17 protein-coding genes are annotated in these 17718 nt (G+C 47.6%); 16 read left to right on the forward strand and 1 reads right to left on the reverse strand.

Annotated elements, in window-relative coordinates:
* Window position 1: 1 nt before the first annotated feature.
* Window positions 2-370, reverse strand: a complete 369-nt coding sequence (locus tag MKY75_RS05965) for a helix-turn-helix domain-containing protein (RefSeq protein ID WP_025720479.1) — start codon at window positions 368-370, stop codon at window positions 2-4.
* Window positions 371-696: 326 nt separating this feature from the next.
* Between MKY75_RS05965 and MKY75_RS05970 the strand changes: the two genes are divergently transcribed.
* The 16 genes from MKY75_RS05970 (at window position 697) to MKY75_RS06045 (ending at window position 17703) form a co-directional block, all read left to right on the forward strand.
* Entirely contained in the window at window positions 697-1446 is a 750-nt protein-coding gene (locus MKY75_RS05970) for a YveK family protein (RefSeq protein ID WP_340884653.1), read from the forward strand.
* Window positions 1427-2113: a CpsD/CapB family tyrosine-protein kinase gene (locus MKY75_RS05975; RefSeq protein ID WP_069012565.1), complete on the forward strand. Its 687-nt coding sequence runs from the start codon at window positions 1427-1429 to the stop codon at window positions 2111-2113. The genes MKY75_RS05970 and MKY75_RS05975 overlap by 20 nt, the downstream gene beginning before the upstream one ends.
* 85 nt (window positions 2114-2198) lie before the next feature.
* Complete coding sequence (locus MKY75_RS05980) at window positions 2199-2897, forward strand: sugar transferase (protein ID WP_029516207.1); 699 nt, start codon at window positions 2199-2201, stop codon at window positions 2895-2897.
* A 36-nt stretch (window positions 2898-2933) separates the two neighbouring features.
* Window positions 2934-3872, forward strand: a complete 939-nt coding sequence (fcl, locus tag MKY75_RS05985; RefSeq protein ID WP_069012566.1) for a GDP-L-fucose synthase — start codon at window positions 2934-2936, stop codon at window positions 3870-3872.
* A gap of 21 nt (window positions 3873-3893) precedes the next feature.
* The gene (gmd, locus tag MKY75_RS05990; RefSeq protein WP_029516209.1) at window positions 3894-4883 is read left to right on the forward strand and encodes a GDP-mannose 4,6-dehydratase; all 990 of its coding nucleotides are present in this window, start codon (window positions 3894-3896) and stop codon (window positions 4881-4883) included.
* Between the two features lie 79 nt (window positions 4884-4962).
* Window positions 4963-6306, forward strand: a complete 1344-nt coding sequence (locus tag MKY75_RS05995) for a flippase (protein ID WP_340884655.1) — start codon at window positions 4963-4965, stop codon at window positions 6304-6306.
* On the forward strand, window positions 6293-7555 hold the full coding sequence (locus MKY75_RS06000) for a hypothetical protein (RefSeq protein WP_340884658.1): 1263 nt from the start codon (window positions 6293-6295) through the stop codon (window positions 7553-7555). The genes MKY75_RS05995 and MKY75_RS06000 overlap by 14 nt, the downstream gene beginning before the upstream one ends.
* 752 nt (window positions 7556-8307) lie before the next feature.
* A complete protein-coding gene (locus MKY75_RS06005; RefSeq protein ID WP_340884663.1) occupies window positions 8308-9540 on the forward strand; it encodes a glycosyltransferase family 4 protein in 1233 nt (410 codons plus the stop codon).
* Window positions 9537-10778, forward strand: a complete 1242-nt coding sequence (locus tag MKY75_RS06010; RefSeq protein ID WP_340884665.1) for a glycosyltransferase family 4 protein — start codon at window positions 9537-9539, stop codon at window positions 10776-10778. Before MKY75_RS06005 ends, MKY75_RS06010 begins: the two co-directional genes overlap by 4 nt.
* On the forward strand, window positions 10756-11565 hold the full coding sequence (locus tag MKY75_RS06015; protein ID WP_340884667.1) for a WecB/TagA/CpsF family glycosyltransferase: 810 nt from the start codon (window positions 10756-10758) through the stop codon (window positions 11563-11565). The genes MKY75_RS06010 and MKY75_RS06015 overlap by 23 nt, the downstream gene beginning before the upstream one ends.
* 51 nt (window positions 11566-11616) lie before the next feature.
* Window positions 11617-12957 (forward strand): UDP-glucose dehydrogenase family protein, encoded by a 1341-nt coding sequence (locus MKY75_RS06020; protein WP_165144669.1) that lies wholly within the window; start codon window positions 11617-11619, stop codon window positions 12955-12957.
* Between the two features lie 14 nt (window positions 12958-12971).
* On the forward strand, window positions 12972-13949 hold the full coding sequence (locus tag MKY75_RS06025) for an LCP family glycopolymer transferase (protein ID WP_029516216.1): 978 nt from the start codon (window positions 12972-12974) through the stop codon (window positions 13947-13949).
* Between the two features lie 131 nt (window positions 13950-14080).
* Window positions 14081-14572 (forward strand): hypothetical protein, encoded by a 492-nt coding sequence (locus MKY75_RS06030; RefSeq protein ID WP_039269558.1) that lies wholly within the window; start codon window positions 14081-14083, stop codon window positions 14570-14572.
* 108 nt (window positions 14573-14680) lie between these two features.
* Window positions 14681-15601 carry an ABC transporter ATP-binding protein gene (locus MKY75_RS06035; RefSeq protein ID WP_340884670.1) on the forward strand — a complete coding sequence of 307 codons (921 nt, stop codon included), beginning with the start codon at window positions 14681-14683 and terminating at the stop codon, window positions 15599-15601.
* Window positions 15594-16376 (forward strand): ABC transporter permease, encoded by a 783-nt coding sequence (locus MKY75_RS06040; protein WP_029516219.1) that lies wholly within the window; start codon window positions 15594-15596, stop codon window positions 16374-16376. The genes MKY75_RS06035 and MKY75_RS06040 overlap by 8 nt, the downstream gene beginning before the upstream one ends.
* 241 nt (window positions 16377-16617) lie before the next feature.
* Window positions 16618-17703 carry an AI-2E family transporter gene (locus MKY75_RS06045; RefSeq protein ID WP_029516220.1) on the forward strand — a complete coding sequence of 362 codons (1086 nt, stop codon included), beginning with the start codon at window positions 16618-16620 and terminating at the stop codon, window positions 17701-17703.
* Window positions 17704-17718: the final 15 nt, after the last annotated feature.

Consider the following 17718-nt stretch of genomic DNA (forward strand, 5'->3'; position numbering starts at 1 on the left):
TTTATTCCATCATTCGTTCCATTCGGACAAATGCAATAAAACGTTTGGCTTCTTCCTCAGACAAGGTGCGTCCATCAATGGTCAGGTTGAAACGTTGCAGAATATCCTCATCGGACAGTTCAAGCTGGTCCACAAATTCCCTCACATCTGAATCCAATATTGCCGCCGGATGGCTCGTACGTCCCACCAAGTAGTCAATCGTTACCCCGAAAATATCAGCGAGCTTGGTCAGGATCTCGAAATCTGGCTTGCGCCTATTTTTTTCATAGTGAGAAAGAGCTGCCCGCGTAATTCCGAGGGATTGTGCTAGTTCCTCTTGTTTTAATCCCTTATGTTCTCGTAATTCAGCGATGCGGGTGCCATAATTCATCCGTTTTTCCTCCTGAAGGCAAGGTTAAGAAAGGTAAAAAAGCAAGTTTACGCTTGACAAGATACGTTTTGTATCATAAATTAGTTATGTAAGTTACATAACGTATCTTTATTTAATAGTTTTCACTGATGTCTTCGTTTATATACCCTAAGAGGCCACCGATGATGAGCATTTTGTGCTTATTCGCTGGCTAGACCTTCTATGCGCTATTATACAACATTTTACTATAGATTAGAGGGTCATGCACCGTTCTTTTCCCCGTTATGCAGAGGATCAGTACAAGCGTTATTGCATCGAAAACAAGTCAATCAGGGAGGACTGGTCTTGTGCAGTTGAAAGAGTACATCCGTTTGATCCGTAAAAGAATGTGGTTGATTGGTAGCATCGTACTGCTAGTATGTACTGTAGTGGGCATAAAAAATATGTATTTTACCCCGCAGATTTATGAAGCTACCGCAAAGCTCATTATCAACCAGACGCCACGACCGGATCGTGCAGGTGTCGTCGATTACAGTGTAGTTCAAACGAATATAGCCTTAACGAACTCCTATAAGCAAATTATGATCTCCTCGGCGATTATGGATCAGGTGGTCGCCAGCTTCCCCGATCTTAAGGTCACTCCGTCAGCATTGGCGCAAAAATTAAGAGTGAACACCGCAGGTGATTCACAGGTTATGGATGTAACAATCCGCGATTTATCGTATACGAAGGCTGTGAAAACCGTCAATGCGGTAGCCAAAGTATTCAAACGGCAAATCCCCTCTATCATGAAAATGGACAATGTCACCATCCTAAGCGAAGCCAGTCAGAATGATCCAGCAGTTCCCGTGAACAGTAATGCCACTATACAGATATTTATTGCTTTTGCCACCTCTTTATTGTTGGGAATAGGCTTGGCGTTTCTGCTGGAGGTACTGGATGATACATTTAAGAATGAAGAGGATATTGAAATAGAACTCGGTCTGCCTACCCTAGCCCTGATTACGAAAATGAAAAAAGAAGATAAACGCTCTGACAGCTCCACTACAACTCCTAAACAGGTAGGTGAAGGGCAATATGCCGCGATTAATCAATAATCAGCTCGTTACATCCCTACATGCTCAGTCTTCCGTTTCGGAGGAGTACCGCATGCTTCGCACTAACATCCAGTTTTCTTCTATAGACGAGCCGATTGAGGTTATGATGGTGGCGTCCGCTCAGGCGGGTGAAGGCAGAACGGTCACAATTAGCAATTTGGCTGTAACCTATGCGCAAGAGGGGAAAAAGGTGCTGATTATGGATATGGATCTGCGCCGTTCCTCCTTGCACCATATGTTTGGTTTGCGTAATCATACAGGGCTGACACGGGTGCTTGCCAATCAACAGGCATGGCAGGATGTGGTTCAAGAAACCGGGATTGACCATCTGCATGCAATTACAGCCGGACCGAACCCGCCCAATCCGTCCGAGATGCTCAGTTCTCGCAGAATGAATGCTCTGCTAGTTGAGCTGAAAGAACATTATGACGTGATCCTAATGGATACACCGCCGTTGCTGTCCTTTCCGGATGGCTTCATTATAAGCGCCATGTGTGACGGAGTCATTCTGGTGGTGCAGGCAGGGAAGGTCAAAAAGGATGTCGTCAAGAAAGCAAAAGCGAATTTGGAAAGAGTAAAGGCACGCATTCTGGGCGTAGTACTTAATAATGTGAAGCGTTCGAATACCCGTGCCGAGCGGGGGATGGAGGAACGCAATCTGACATGAATAAAAAGGAGGAAAATGAGAGTATATAAAATTCTTTTAACAATGTATAAATAATACTTATTAATAAGGAGCGAGGTGATGAGACGTGTCTTCTTCCCGCTCGAATGAGGTCGAAGTGCGGGGTGCGTCAGTGGATGTTTATTCGGTCGCTCATGGGCTTGAACGGCGGCAAGGATGGAACGTATACCCGTTTGTGAAGCGAAGCATGGACATTATATTGTCTTTCATTGGAATCATCGTGCTATGCCCGGTATTTCTGCTTGTCATTTTGCTGATTAAGCTGGAGGACCCCAAAGGAAGTGCAATATTTTATCAAGTACGTATTGGAAAAAATGAGCGGCCGTTTCGCATGATCAAATTTCGTTCCATGGTGTCTGATGCCGAAGCCAGATTATCTGCACTGCTGGTGGAAAATGAAATTGAGGGTGCGATGTTCAAAATGCGGGACGATCCCCGAATTACCCGTGTGGGTCGCTTTCTTCGCAGAACGAGCATCGACGAGTTGCCACAACTGTTCAATGTACTGCGTGGGCAGATGAGTCTGGTAGGACCCAGACCCCCATTGCCAAGAGAGGTCCATGATTACACAGTGAGGGATAAGCTGCGTCTGACGGTTACACCGGGCTGCACTGGTTTATGGCAGATCAGCGGCCGTAATCATCTAAGCTTTAACCAGATGGTAGAACTGGATTTGGAGTACATATCCAGACGCAGTTTCCGCACAGATATGATTATTATGCTGAAAACATTTCGTGTGCTGCTAGGCTCCAAGGATGCGTATTAAAGTCTTTCATTTTCACGAAGAAGGTAGGGGATAAGTATGGATCTTCATTCCAACATATATGTAGCAGGGCATCACGGACTGGTGGGTTCCGCTATTGTCCGAGCGCTTCAGGAAGCGGGTTACCGTCATATTATTACTCGCACAAGCCGTGAGCTGGATCTACGTAATAAAGAGGCAGTAGATCATTTTTTTGAAACAGAGCCTGTGGATTATGTATTTTTGGCAGCGGCCAAGGTTGGTGGGATTTTGGCGAATAACGAATATCCGGCTGATTTTATCCGTGACAATCTGCTTATACAAACAAATGTGATTGATGCGGCATACCGGGCAAATGTAAGTAAGCTATTATTCCTAGGTTCTACCTGTATCTATCCTAAATTTGCTCCGCAGCCGTTACGGGAAGAATATCTGCTCACGGGTGAACTGGAGCCTACTAATGAGGCCTATGCGATTGCTAAAATTGCCGGGATTAAAATGTGTCAGTCTTACAACCGTCAGTATGGAACCCGGTTTATTTCTGTGATGCCGACGAATTTATACGGTCCGGGCGACAATTTTGATCTCCAGACTTCTCATGTGTTGCCTGCGCTCATCCGCAAGTTTCATGAAGCCAAGCTGAATCAATCTCCGACTGTAGAAGTATGGGGTTCTGGTACGCCGCGGCGAGAATTTCTTCATTCTGATGATTTGGCTGAGGCCTGTCTATTCCTAATGAACAATTATGAGGGAAATGAAATTGTAAATATCGGCGTAGGTGAGGATATCTCCATTCGTGAGCTGGCTGAGCGAGTGAAGAATGTAGTCGGCTATGAGGGAGAAATTACCTTTAACACCTCCGCTCCTGATGGAACGCCGCGTAAGTTGGTAGATGTATCCCGAATTTCCGGGCTGGGCTGGTCGGCGCGTATTTCACTAGAAGAGGGATTAAAGTCTGTGTATCAGGCATTTCAAGGTCTGGATCTGGTTGAACAATAAAAAAACGGTGGGGGAATTGGAATGAAAAAAGCGCTGATCACAGGAATTACCGGGCAAGACGGGTCCTATCTGGCTGAATTGCTGCTATCCAAAGATTATGAGGTGTACGGGATGCGCAGACGAACCAGCACACCGAACTTTGAAAATGTAGCGCATATCCAGAATGACATCCACTGGCTTTCCGGTGATATGACCGATCTGGCTTCATTGATTGAAGCCGTCCGGCAGTCCGACCCGGATGAGGTCTACAACTTGGCTGCTCAATCCTTCGTAGCGGCCTCATGGCCGCAGCCGTTGGCTACAGGGCAGATTACAGCATTATCTGTCACCAATATGCTGGAGGCGGTTCGAATTGCCAAACCGGAAGCGCGCTTTTACCAGGCGTCAAGCAGCGAGATGTTTGGTAAGGTGCTGGAGACACCGCAGACAGAAACGACCCCGTTCTACCCACGTAGTCCCTACGGTGTTGCCAAAGTGTACGGCCATTGGATTACAGTGAACTATCGTGAAAGCTTTGATATGTTTGCTTGCTCTGGCATTCTGTTCAATCACGAATCCCCACGTCGAGGATTGGAATTTGTAACGCGTAAAGTGTCGGATGCGGTAGCTCGTATCAAGCTGGGGTTGCAGCAAGAGCTGCGCATGGGAAATTTGGATTCACTGCGAGACTGGGGTTTTGCAGGGGATTATGTAAAGGCGATGTGGCTGATGCTTCAGCAGGATCAACCGGATGATTACGTCATTTCCACGGGAGAAATGCATTCTGTGCGTGAACTGCTGCAAATTGCCTTTTCCCATGTAGGTTTAAATTATGAGGATTACGTCGTGATCGATCCTCAATTTGTCCGTCCGGCAGAGGTAGATCTATTACTCGGCGATTGTGCCAAGGCGAAAGAAAAGCTGGGCTGGCGATTGGAAGTAGGCTTCGAGCAGCTCATTCGTATGATGGTGGATACAGACTTGGAGCGGGTAAAAAGGCAGGCTGCAGTTGAAGCTTCTGTCGTCGTGTAAGAGATGGAGAGGCCATCCGCCTGGGCGGGGGGTCTCTTCGCTGTACGCAAGGTCATTTTTTCAAGATGGAGTAAAACCTATGACATTAGTCGAAAAACGCGCCAAACCGCGCAGAAGTTTGCTGGTGAATACATCCTGGCTGTTCGGTGACAAAATGATTCGCATGGTGTTCGGCCTGGCAGTCAGCATCATCATGGCGAGAGTGTTGGGACCAGAGGAACTGGGAAAGTGGAATTATGCGGAATCCTTTTTCGGGATGTTTCTGATTTTTACGACCCTTGGCTTTGATTCTATATTAGTACGCGATCTTGTCAAAGACCCCAAGGATGAGCATGAGCTATTGGGTACGGCGGTTCTGTTGAAATTGTTAGGTACTCTAATAGCCATTGTACTGTCCTATTCCTTCATTTCACTACTCAGACCGGAAGACAGTTCGGTACGGTTGATCAATCTGATCTTGGCTACGGCCTCGGTATTTCAATTGTTTGATATCATCGACTACTGGTTTCGTGCGCAGATGCTGTCCAAATACACGGTTGTTGCCAAGAATACCGCTTTTGTTCTCGGCTCCACTGTCAAAATCATTTTGTTGTTATCGGGTGTTCCGATATGGATGGTGGCGTTGTGTGCTCATGGAGAGTTTTTGTTGGGAAGCCTGCTGCTGCTGTATTTCTTCCATAAGGAAGGACGACGTGTGAACCGATGGACGTTCCGTTTAGCCACAGCTCGGCGAATCATGAATCACAGCTGGCCGCTTATACTGTCATCCTCCGCTGTATATGTACAGGCACGGATCGACCAAGTCATTATCGGTGAACTGCTGGGAAACGCTGCGGTTGGGCAATACTCCGTTGCACTCCGACTCATCGAAGTGTTGGGCTTCATTCCGGTCGTTCTGACAACGGCTTATGCTCCGGTGGTGACACGTTCCAAGCAGAAAGGAAGCGACGAATACAGACAGACATTGTCCAAGGTGTATCGGCTGATGTTTATATGCTTTCTTGTGACCTCGGTACCTTTATTTTTTCTATCCCAATGGGTAGTGGTTGTGCTGTATGGGAGAGAATTTACCGAAGCAGGTTCGCTGTTGTCTCTATTCGCGATTCGTCTGTTTTTCACCAACTTCAGTGTTGCTAAAAGCTTGTTTATTACCAATGAAAATTTGTTCAGATACACGCTGCTGACCTCGGTGGTGGGGGCGGTCACGAATATCGCTTTCAATTACGCGCTAATCCCGTTGCTTGGTGTCCGAGGGTCGTTAGTGGCGACGATTTTGTCCTTTACGATATCTGTATTTCTATTAGATTTGTTGTTTAAGGAAGTTAAATCTAATTTGGGTTGGATGATGAAGTCCATCCTGACCTTCTGGCGTGTTCATATTACAGTACCGAAAGTTGGAGAGAACAATCATGATACCCATTAAACCGTTTGTTCGGCATGAGGAACAGTGCCCGCATTGTGGAGGTAAGGTACGTGGTGGAGAGGTGCTGTGGCAGGGAATCCATGTATGTGTCAGCACTATGTGTGAGGGGTGCGGACGCGAATATCTTGAGGACATGAGGGTCGGCCATGCTACGTATTCACCTTATCGTGTAGAAATGCCTGACTATATTCTGACCGGTGATGCGAAGTCGAGAAAATGGCTCGGAGAACCTTTGCGACAATCGTTGATGAATCCTTCCTATGACTTAGCAGTCGGCATGACCGTGCATAAAATGAAAGCTTCTACACGTGTAATCATCGTCAACACAATGGATTATTTGTATGGTCATGCTTTGCTCAAGCTGCTCAATGTGCAACGCGAATACGAGCAATCGCCGGACCTGGGCATCATCGTCATTGTGCAAAAGTCGCTGGAGTGGATGGTGCCAGCATATGTGTCTGAAATTTGGACGGTTGATGTGCCGTTCAGCAGGGCACGAAACTTTTATCCTGTACTACATCATCGGATGATTGAGGAACTGATGCGTTTTGATGAGGTGTATGTCAGCCCGGCGTATTCACATCCCAATCAGTTTGATATTGAGCAGTTTACAGGTGTCTCCCGTTATAACGAGGATCGTGAGCCGGAGCCGCGCATTACCTTCGTATGGAGGGAAGACCGCTTGTGGAGCGGCAGCCATCATATCGCAAGAGCGGTACAGAAATTTCCGCAGCTCAAACGTGGGCTAAAACCGCTAATTTATCATCAGCGCAGTAAAATCATACGGCTGTTCCGCAGGCTGAGAGAAAGCTTCCCGGATCATCGCTTTACAGTCGCTGGACTTGGGCGTACCGGGAGTTTCCCGGCATGGATTTCTGATGAGCGTGTCACACGCTTCGACCGGGAAAGTGAGCTGCGGGTCTGCAAGGTATATGCAGCCAGCCGATTAGTGATCGGCATCCACGGCTCTAATATGCTGCTGCCCTCTGCGCATGCCGGTATGACCATTGATTTGATGCCCAAGGACCGATGGGGGAATTACGCTCAGGATATTTTATTTCACGAAACCGATCATCGGCTTACAGCTTACAAATACCGCTTTGTGCCGATGGAATCGAGTGTAACTCTAGTGGCAGATATGGCAGCTGCCCAGCTCAAAGGGGCAGATCATTTTAATATGCAGATGACGGAGGAGAGGCAACGGGAACATTCAAGTTGGAGGGGGGAGGCCGCTGCGGGACGGATTTGATCCTGGAGCGACTTTTGTGGATGGAAGTCCGCTGCGGGACGGATTTGATCTTCCGATCGCTGTTGACGAGGGATTCCCTAGATTGAATAGGCCCTGTAAAAGGGCGGAATCCCTCGTCAAAGGCGAACGCTGCCGCTTCTCCAGATTCAAATCCTTACCCTCCGCTACCCACCGCCGCCAAAAAGAATTTCCCCCAGCCTATTGGGTGGGGAAGGTAAAAGCCGCCTGGTGATAGCTTCGCCCTATCGCCTAGAACTTCTATGCCGGGCATGCATCCCGGCGTAATTAATGCTCTGTACAGTTCTCTGTCAGGGTGACAGGGTCCGGTGGATAACAATCTGGACAGGCGACAGTCTAGCCATAGTTAAGGCATCTTGGTCAGCTAGCGGTAGTAGTTCCATGTTGTTTTGTGAGCTTGCCATAACCGTACCAAGCTCACAAGCTGTTCGACGAGGTCAGCGCCCTGCATGCATTTGCTCGCGTATCCACGCAGCGAGGGCACTTCATACCCAGCATTCCCTTTTTTTAAATGGGGTGACTTTATGGACACGGTGGTCAGCAGCGGAGCGGTCCATTTGAATCTGAAGAAGCGCTAGCGTTCGCCTTTGCAGTGGGATTCCTACCTCGGAATGTTTTATATATCCAGGAATCCCACTGCAACAGCGATCGGAAGATCAAATGGAACGCGCAGCGTTCTCTGAACCCTCCGTGCTCCATAACTCACTCAATATGAAATGGCAGGAGCCCTGATGATGATTCGAAAAATATTGTATCTCCGCAATTTTGCCAGCAAGGTGAACGGGGACTCATACAATTTACAGGAAGTCGGTTTGGGCAAAGCACTCGTTCGAAAAGGCTATGATTGCGACATTGTTTACTACAACGATCGTAAGGAAACCCATCTGGAACAAGTCTACCGTCACGAAGGATGCACCTTGCGTATTATCTGGCTCCACGGGTTTAAGTTCTTAAGCAACAGCATCTACAGAGATGTTCTCAAAGATTCTTTTCTGGATGCTTATGGTCTGGTCATTACTACAGAATACAACCAGATCATGACCTATCTGCTTTCCCGTAAATGTCCCGATAAGCTGTCGTTGTATCACGGCCCATACCGGGATAACACGCACGCGCTGATCCGCAAACTGTACGATATTATGCTGCTGCCGAAGGTAACAAAATCTCTACGCCGTACCTATGTCAAATCCGATCTCGCCAAGCGCTATCTGGAGAATAAAGGTTTTGACAACGTGGTTACGATTGGAGTCGGACTAGATCGCAGTAAAGTAGAGAGAGCATTCAACAGTGACATCAGCAACAACAGTGAAGACATAAGCGGAGAACGTGAGGAAAACCGTGAGGTCGCGAATGAGCTGCGTCGAATCGGTGATCGTCCGGTACTACTGTATGTTGGTGTACTGGAGGAACGGAGAAATATACGTTTTATGCTGAGTACGTTCAAAAGGGTGCTCCAAAAGCATCCTAGCTGCCTTTTGTTAATGGTCGGGAATGGACGGAAGACGGACACAGACCGCTACTGGACATATGCTCATGAATTGGGAATAACGGACAGTATTATACATTTTACAAGAGTGGAGCAACGTCATCTGTGGCAGGTTTACGGAGCGGCGGATGTGATGCTGTTTCCGACCCAATACGATATTTTTGGTATGGTACTGCTGGAAAGTATGCTGTTTCGCGTCCCGATTATCTCTTCGGTAAACGGGGGCTCGGTTACCTTGATTGAGGACGGAGTGAGCGGGGTGATGCTGAGAAGCTTTTCAGAAGAGGAATGGTCTGGTCGAATAGGCGCTTTGCTGGATAATGCTGAGCTGAGACGAAGTATGGCGGAGGAGGCTTTTCTTACGGTCGAGCGTATGTCGTGGGATCACATCGCAGATGAAATCGTAAGCCATCAAGGGGTCAAGCCCAAGAATTCTAACCACGCTATGCAATCAACGCAGGAAAGAGGGGCAGCCACGTGAGCCAACAGGTCAGCAGACAGATGAACCCTCCTGTAAGCAAGGTGCTGATCATCCATAACTTTTATCAGCAAAGCGGGGGAGAAGACAAGGTTGTCGAGCAAGAATCGGCTATGCTGCGTTCCAGAGGAATAGAGACAGAGCATTACTATGTGCACAACGACAGCATTCAAAGCAGAGGGCTAGCGAACATGGCAAAGCTGGCGGTAGAGGCGGCATGGTCTCTGCCGGAATTCAAAAGAATCAAGAAGCTGCTTTTACAGATGAAGCCAGATGTGGTACATGTGCATAATTTTTTTCCGGTTATATCCCCTTCGGTCTATCATGCTTGTGAACGGCTGGGGATTCCGGTTGTCCAGACACTGCATAATTACAGGCTGATTTGTCCGGCGGCAACCTTTATGCGAGGGAATAAGGTTTGTGAAAAATGTCTGCACGGCACGCTGCTGCATTCCATCCGTCATGGATGCTATCGAGGTTCACAGCTTCAGACGATTCCGGTAGCGGCGATGATTAAGTTCAACGATCTGATCGGCACATGGCAGCACAAGGTAAGTCGCTATATCGCGCTGACAGAGTTTGCACGGGACAAATTTGCCGAAAGCGGTATTCCACTGGATCGTATCGCGGTAAAGCCAAATTTTGTCCATCATAAAACAGTGAAAACCCAATATGACCCGAATGATCGTTATTTATTGTTCGTGGGACGGATTTCAGCTGAAAAAGGGGTTCGCAATCTGCTGCAAGCTTGGTCACAGTTGGAAGATCGGGGGGGATTGAGACTGGTCATCATTGGAGATGGTCCGGAAAAGGCTGAATTGACCGCTGCTTATCCACAGGAAGATGTTCGGTTTCTCGGTAAGCAGGATGGAGACACGGTACTGGATTGCATGAGCCGGGCCATGTATGTCATGGTGCCTTCCATTTGGTATGAAGGATTTCCCATGACCATTGTAGAGTCTTTTTCTGTTGGAACTCCGGTATTATGCAGCCGGCTCGGTGCACTGGAGGAAGTCGTAGAGGACAGGGTGACGGGTTTCCATTTTCAACATGATGATTTGGAGAATATAAAGACCGTGATTCGCTGTGCAGTAGCCTATGAAAACTATGCAGTTATGAGACAGAAGGTGTCGGAAAACTACGCTGCACGCTATACGGAAGAAGTGAATGTGAAGCAGCTGATGGCGATATATAGCGAGGCGATGGAGGAGCATGATTATGAAGCAGCTGCCCCAATATAGAGTCGGAAGGATTGCGGATGCAGATATTGCAGCACTTACGTTTCAGGAGACGGTACACATGCTGGAACAATGGGCAGTCGAACGAAAGGACGGCTATGTTTGTATTTGCAACACGCATTCCATTGTCACAGCCGGGAATCATTCCGAGTTCTACGAAGCGCTCACTCAAGCAGATCTGTGTACTCCGGACGGTATGCCGTTGGTATGGGCGCTCAAGCTGTACGGATTTGAGCATCAGGATCGGGTAGATGGTCCCAGTCTGATGCTCAAGTTGTGCGAACGTGCGCCACAGACGAAGGTGAGTATATATTTTTACGGCAGTACGCCGGATACGCTGGATAGCTTAAAAGAAAGAGTAGAACAGGATTACCCCGGGATCCGCATCGCGGGCAGCTTTTCACCGCCATTTCGTGAGCTTCACCCAGATGAGGAGGAGCGGATCATTGATGAAATCAATGCGTCTGGCGCGCATATCATATTCGTCAGCTTAGGCTGCCCGAAGCAGGAAATATGGATGCATCGAAACAAAGACCGCATTCATGGCGTGATGATTGGAGTAGGGGCGGCCTTTGACTATATCACTGGAAAGGTTCGTAGACCGCCGCTAGCGGTACAAAAGCTGGGGCTGGAGTGGCTGTATCGTCTGATCTGCGAACCGAGACGTTTATGGAAGAGGTATGCCTATAACAATCCGATGTATGTATACCGTTTTCTAAAATCTTATCGGCAAAACAAACGACTTACGCTTTATCATAATCGGCTTCCAGGAAGAGATATAGAGAATTGAAGTCGGTAATAGCAGGATGCAATGAGACAGCATGTAAAAGGGGGAGTTGCTTTGAAGCTATGTGTAATAGGTGCAGGGTATGTGGGGCTGGTGTCGGGGGTCTGTTTTGCCGCACTCGGAAATACCGTCGTCTGTGTAGATCAGAATGAGGACAAAATTCTTCAGTTGCGTGCAGGTGGGGTGCCGATTTATGAACCGGGATTAAAGGCTCTAATTAAAGATAATGTAGAACAAGGCCGACTAAGCTTTACAACAGATACGGCAGCTTCGGTAGAGGCGGCTGAAATTGTTATTTTGGCGGTCGGCACGCCTTCACTGCCGGGCGGGGAAGCGAACCTGTCCTATATTGAAGAAGCAGCCTGCGAGGTGGCAGACGCCATGAATGGCTACAAAGTCATTGTCACCAAAAGCACGGTGCCTGTCGGAACGAACGAACGTATTCAAAATTGGATTGCGAGCCGCACAAACTATTCTTTTGGTGTGGCTTCGGTTCCTGAATTTTTACGCGAAGGCTCAGCAGTCATAGACACCCTACAGCCAGATCGAATCATCATCGGAGCTTCCGATCCGCATGTGTCCGCTGTGCTGACTACACTGCACGAGCCGTTGACGACAAATATCGTAACCACAGATATCCGTTCGGCGGAGATGATCAAGTATGCGTCGAATGCTTTTTTGGCGACCAAAATTTCGTTTATTAATGAGATTGCAAATATTTGCGAAAAGGTGGGCGCAGACGTTACACGTGTGGCACACGGTATGGGGCTGGATCAGCGGATCGGCTCCTCCTTTTTGTCTGCAGGTATCGGCTATGGGGGTTCCTGTTTCCCAAAGGATACACAAGCTCTAATCCAAATTGCAGGCAACGTGGACTATGAATTCAAGCTGCTGAAATCTGTGGTGGAAGTGAATCAGGGTCAACGCTTTAACGTGATTCGTAAGCTGAAAGAGGCGCTGGGTGATCTGGAAGGAGCAACGATTGGTATATGGGGACTGGCCTTTAAACCGAATACAGATGACGTAAGAGATGCCCCGGCGCTGGATATTATGCAGTCGCTGCTGGAGGCAGGGGCGCAAATCCGTGCATATGACCCGATCGCTACCGCTAACTTCCGCAGACTGCTGGACAGCTCGGAAGTAACGTGGGCAGATAGCGCACGGGAAGCAGCAGAGGGATGCGACGCACTGTGTCTATTGACGGAATGGGAGGAGTTTGGTGAAATCGGGCTGGGTGAGCTGAATGAGCTTATGAAGTATCCTATTATGATCGATGGACGCAATGTGTATAGCGAGGAGCAAATCAGACAATCCGTCTTTGCATACTATTCTGTCGGTAGGCCACAGATGAACAATCTGGATGTAGATCGTCATCAGTCTGTAGTAAATCCGTAAAGGGGAGGCTGCATATGAAACGGTGGCTGAAGATAACATTGGGGGCTGCGGCGTTATTGGTCATAGGGGCTACTGCCTACACCGCTTATGTGTATCATTCTTTTAAAACAGCGGCGAATGCGATGTATCATCCGCGCAGCATCGTGCAGCCTGGGGCGGTTTCTACCCTTGCAACGGGCGGAGCAGGGCGATCCGTAGATACAGACTCTGGATCAATTACACCCAATCCGGCAGCCATCTCCCAGTTCAAGCCGTTCACCGTGCTGGTGCTGGGCGTAGATCGGCGGTCTCACGATCCAGGACGATCGGATACGATGATCGTCTTGTCTGTTAACCCTGCCGAAGGCTCTATGTTGATGTTCAACATTCCGCGCGATACGCGAACAGAGTTGATCGGTAGGGGGCGTGAGGACAAAATCAATCACGCTTTTGCTTTTGGGGGCGTGGATATGTCGATCCGTACGGTAGAACATTTTTTGAACTATCCGATAGATTACTATGTACAGATGAACATGGAAGGGTTTGCGAAAATGGTGGACCTTGTGGGGGGAGTCGAGGTTCATAATCCACTTGATTTTCAATATGAGGGTCATCATTTTGCACAGGGTAATTTGAACTTGAGCGGGGCTGAGGCGTTGGCCTACGCCCGTATGCGTTTCGATGATCCACGTGGGGATCTCGGAAGAAATGCTCGCCAGCGGGAGCTACTCAAGCAAATTCTTGCCCAGTCCATCAGCAAGGAAGGGCTGTTGAGGGTAAAACCGATACTGGAGGCAGCGGGGGAGCAGATTCGCACAGACATTACCTTTGACGATATGACCACCTTCCTGACCCGGATCGGTCCGTCCCTCAAGCAGACGGATACCGTTGAACTGAAGGGACATGGGCGTAAAATCAACGGGGTGTATTATTACATGGTGGATGAACAGGAACGCCAGCGTATCCATGGAGTGCTGGAGAAGCATATGCTTACCACTACCATATCGCCTTAGGTAAGCCTTATGTAGGCGGGTGCCCTGTTGGGAGGTCACCCGTTATTTTCTTCTAAAGTCTTCTAAAAAAGGCTTGTCCCACATACATCTGTAGAGAATTCGGTATAGTCCAACAGAGGGAGGGGCAGTGTGTGCTGTTTAGAAGAAGAGCGGCTTCGGCGTTCGTTCGTAAGCTATTATATTTTGCCATCATATGTGGATTGTTATGGCTGCTGTGGCTGGGTCTGCGTGGGGTGATGTCTACAGGCGAGGGCGATCAAGCGGTAGAAGCACTGAACGAGTTCTACACGATGGAGCAATCGGGAAATTTCGGAGGTTCATGGGAGCTTTTTCATTCGCAAATAAAAAAGAAATTCGAGAAATCTACGTATGTACAGCAGCGTGCGCACGTTTTTATGCAGGATATGGGGACGGATACGTTCACGTTTGAACTGGGGGAGCCGCAGACTGAATATGACATTCGTACGGATCAGAATGGAGAAGAGTTAGGGAAAGTTTACCGTATTACGGTCACTCAGCATTACAAGACCCGATTCGGTAATTTTGATATCGTACAGCCTTGTTATGTGACGCAGGAAGATGAGAAATGGCGGGTGCTTTGGATATACAAGGACAAGGAATAGAGGTTGCGAGGTGTTTCTAAAAGGTTAAATATGGTACAATACTTCCAAAACCGGAAATGTACAGTAAATGGATAACAGCTTCACTCCGGATGGAAGGAGTTTCATAGCATGCAGCAAGCGACAGGACAGGTTCCCGTCATACGTATGGAGGGTGTGAGTAAAATCATTTCCTCCAAAGCGATCGTGGATGATCTGACGCTGGATGTTCCGGCGGGGCAGGTATTTGGTTTCCTTGGACCCAATGGTGCGGGAAAAACGACAACCATCCGTATGATGGTTGGCCTGATTTCGATCAGCAAGGGCGATATTCATATTTGTGGAGACAGCATTAATACTGATTTTGAAAAGGCCGTTTCCCATGTCGGAGCGATTGTTGAGAACCCGGAGATGTACAAGTTTTTGACAGGCTATCAAAATTTGCAGCATTTTGCGCGAATGTCTCCTGGGGTGACCCAAGAACGCGTGGATGAAGCGATTCGTTTGGTGGGACTCGGAAACCGGATTCACGATAAAGTAAAAACCTATTCGCTCGGGATGCGACAGCGACTTGGAGTAGCTCAGGCGATTTTGCATCGACCGAAGCTGCTTGTGCTGGACGAGCCGACCAATGGTTTGGACCCGCAGGGTATTCGTGAACTGCGGGATTATTTGCGTCAATTGACCCGTACGGAGGGAATTACCGTATTCGTATCAAGTCATTTGTTGTCCGAGATGGAGCTGATGTGCGACCGTGTAGCCATTATTCAGAGCGGACGGCTGGTTGATATCAAGCAACTGAAGAACACAGGGGAGGAAGTGCAGACGGCGGAAATTGCTTTTGAGGTAAATGATGCCGAACAAGCCTATGCGCTTGCTGGAGCAGGACGCGTTGAAGGTAATCAACTGCTGCTTCACCTGGAGCGGGAACAGATCGCAGAGATGAACAGCCTGCTGGCTGCAAACGGAATTAAAGTATATGCGATTCGCCCGGTTGCCCGTACGCTGGAAGATCAATTTTTGGAAGTGACGGGAGGCGGGTTTATTGGGTGATTTCTTCAAACTGGTACATAACGAAAATCTGAAAATTTACCTGCGTGTGCGCACATGGATTATGCTGGGATTGCTGGCGGTCATCACTGCTGCGATTCCGATGCTGATCTCCCTGGTTTCCGATCAGGTCAGTGTGTGGGATGGGATTGCGTTGACGACGTTGTTTACGTTTTTCCTCAATACGACGTTTACGGTCATTGTAGCTGCTGATTCGGTGGCTGGTGAATTTACTTGGGGAACGATTAAGCTGCTGCTCATCCGACCTTGGACTCGCAGCAAAATATTGTTGTCCAAGTATATATCCGTGATTTTGTTCAGTTTGCTCGGAACGATCATTTTGATCTTGATGGTTACGCTGTCCTCATGGCTGATGTTATCCAAGGATGCACCAGCGGGTTCTGTTCCGCTGTTCAGTGATCCGATATCTTACGTAACGTTGAACTTCTTGTATAGCTATATTGCCTTGTTCGTGACGATGGCCTTTGCTTTTATGCTGTCCGCTGTTTTCCGTTCCAGTGCCTTGGCGATTGGGCTGTCGCTGTTCATGATGTTCACCAAAACAATCTATAACTCTATTGGCTTGTTCAGCACAGATCGTTTTGAATGGACCAAATACGTACTATTTACGCATATGGATCTGAAAAAATATCTAGATATGCCGCCGGGTACGGTAAGTTCCAGTCTAACCTTTTCGCTCACCGTGCTGGCCGCTTATTATGTAATTTTTATCGCCATTGCCTGGGTGGTTTTCGTAAAACGGGATGTTTCAACCTAAATCGCAGTGTCTTAGAGTTACACAAAGGACGTTCAAATGCTCAGCATTTGGACGTCCTTTTGTTATTTCAGGATTTTGCAAAATCCTCATTTAACACTGTTTTATCCAGTATCTATGTCATTTTTGTTACATATTCTGCGTGCAGGGGTATATTGTAATCTATTTTCAGCAAGAATCAATCAATAGGGTCATTTTGCGTTTAAAGAGGTAGAGAGAAATAGAACAGAGGGGGCCGCATGGTATGCTGCAAAATAATCGTTTTTTTCGTGTAACTACAGGTATCGTCATGCTATTACTCATCATTTACTTGGGCACCAAAGTAAGTTTTATATTTAGTCCTCTCGTATCTTTGGTCAGCTTGCTGGTGGTACCGTTAATGCTATCTTTTTTCCTCTATTATTTATTAAGGCCGATTGTGGATGTAATGGAACGGAGAAAAATCAAACGATCGATCTCCATCTTGCTGATTTATTTGGTCATTGGAGTGTTATTGTTTGTTTTCTCATGGGGTGTGTGGCCTACGCTGCGTGATCAAGTAACCAATTTATTTGAAAATGCGCCGAAGCTCATTAAAAGTCTGGTTGATCAATTGAGCCAATGGCGGCATAATCAATCCTTGAGACAAGTGCTGCCTCCGGGTGAAGACCCGCTGTCACAACTGTCAGATACGTTGAACGAAGCCTTTTCGACGCTATCTGATTATTCGGTAAAGCTGGTATCGTTCGTGTCCTACTTTTTTATCGTATTGGCTACCTTTCCCATATTGCTCTATTACATGCTGAAGGAAGGGAGCAAGTTTGGCCCTAAAATGCTAAACTTCTTTCCTAAAAAATATCACAAGGACGCATTGGAGGTTATGGAAGATATCGATAGTGCACTCAGCAGCTTTATCGTCAGTCGGGTGCTGATCAATGTCGCGTTGGGTGTGATGATGTTCCTTGGATTTTTAATTATTGGTTTGCCTTATGCCTTGCTGCTCGCCGTTATTTCGATTTTCCTTAATTTTATTCCCTATGTGGGGGCAGTGGCTGCTTCTATACCCGTGGTTATTATTGGATTTCTCGAATCACCTTCGATGGCGCTCTGGTCGCTGGTCGTGGTGATTGCTGCACAGCAAATTCAGGATAATTGGCTGTCACCTATAGTTTTTGGTAAACAGCTGGATATTCATCCGTTGACTGTCGTTATTTTACTGTTAGTTGGTGGCGACCTGCTCGGGATTCTGGGTATCATTTTGGTGATTCCATTGTATATGTGCGGAAAAATCGTCATACGCAAGGTATACCAATTATTTTTGGAACGCAGAGTGGAGGATATTATGGAATGAATGGAGAATGCACTG

The organism is Paenibacillus sp. FSL L8-0663 (assembly GCF_038008125.1).
GTDB lineage: Bacteria > Bacillota > Bacilli > Paenibacillales > Paenibacillaceae > Paenibacillus > Paenibacillus polymyxa_D.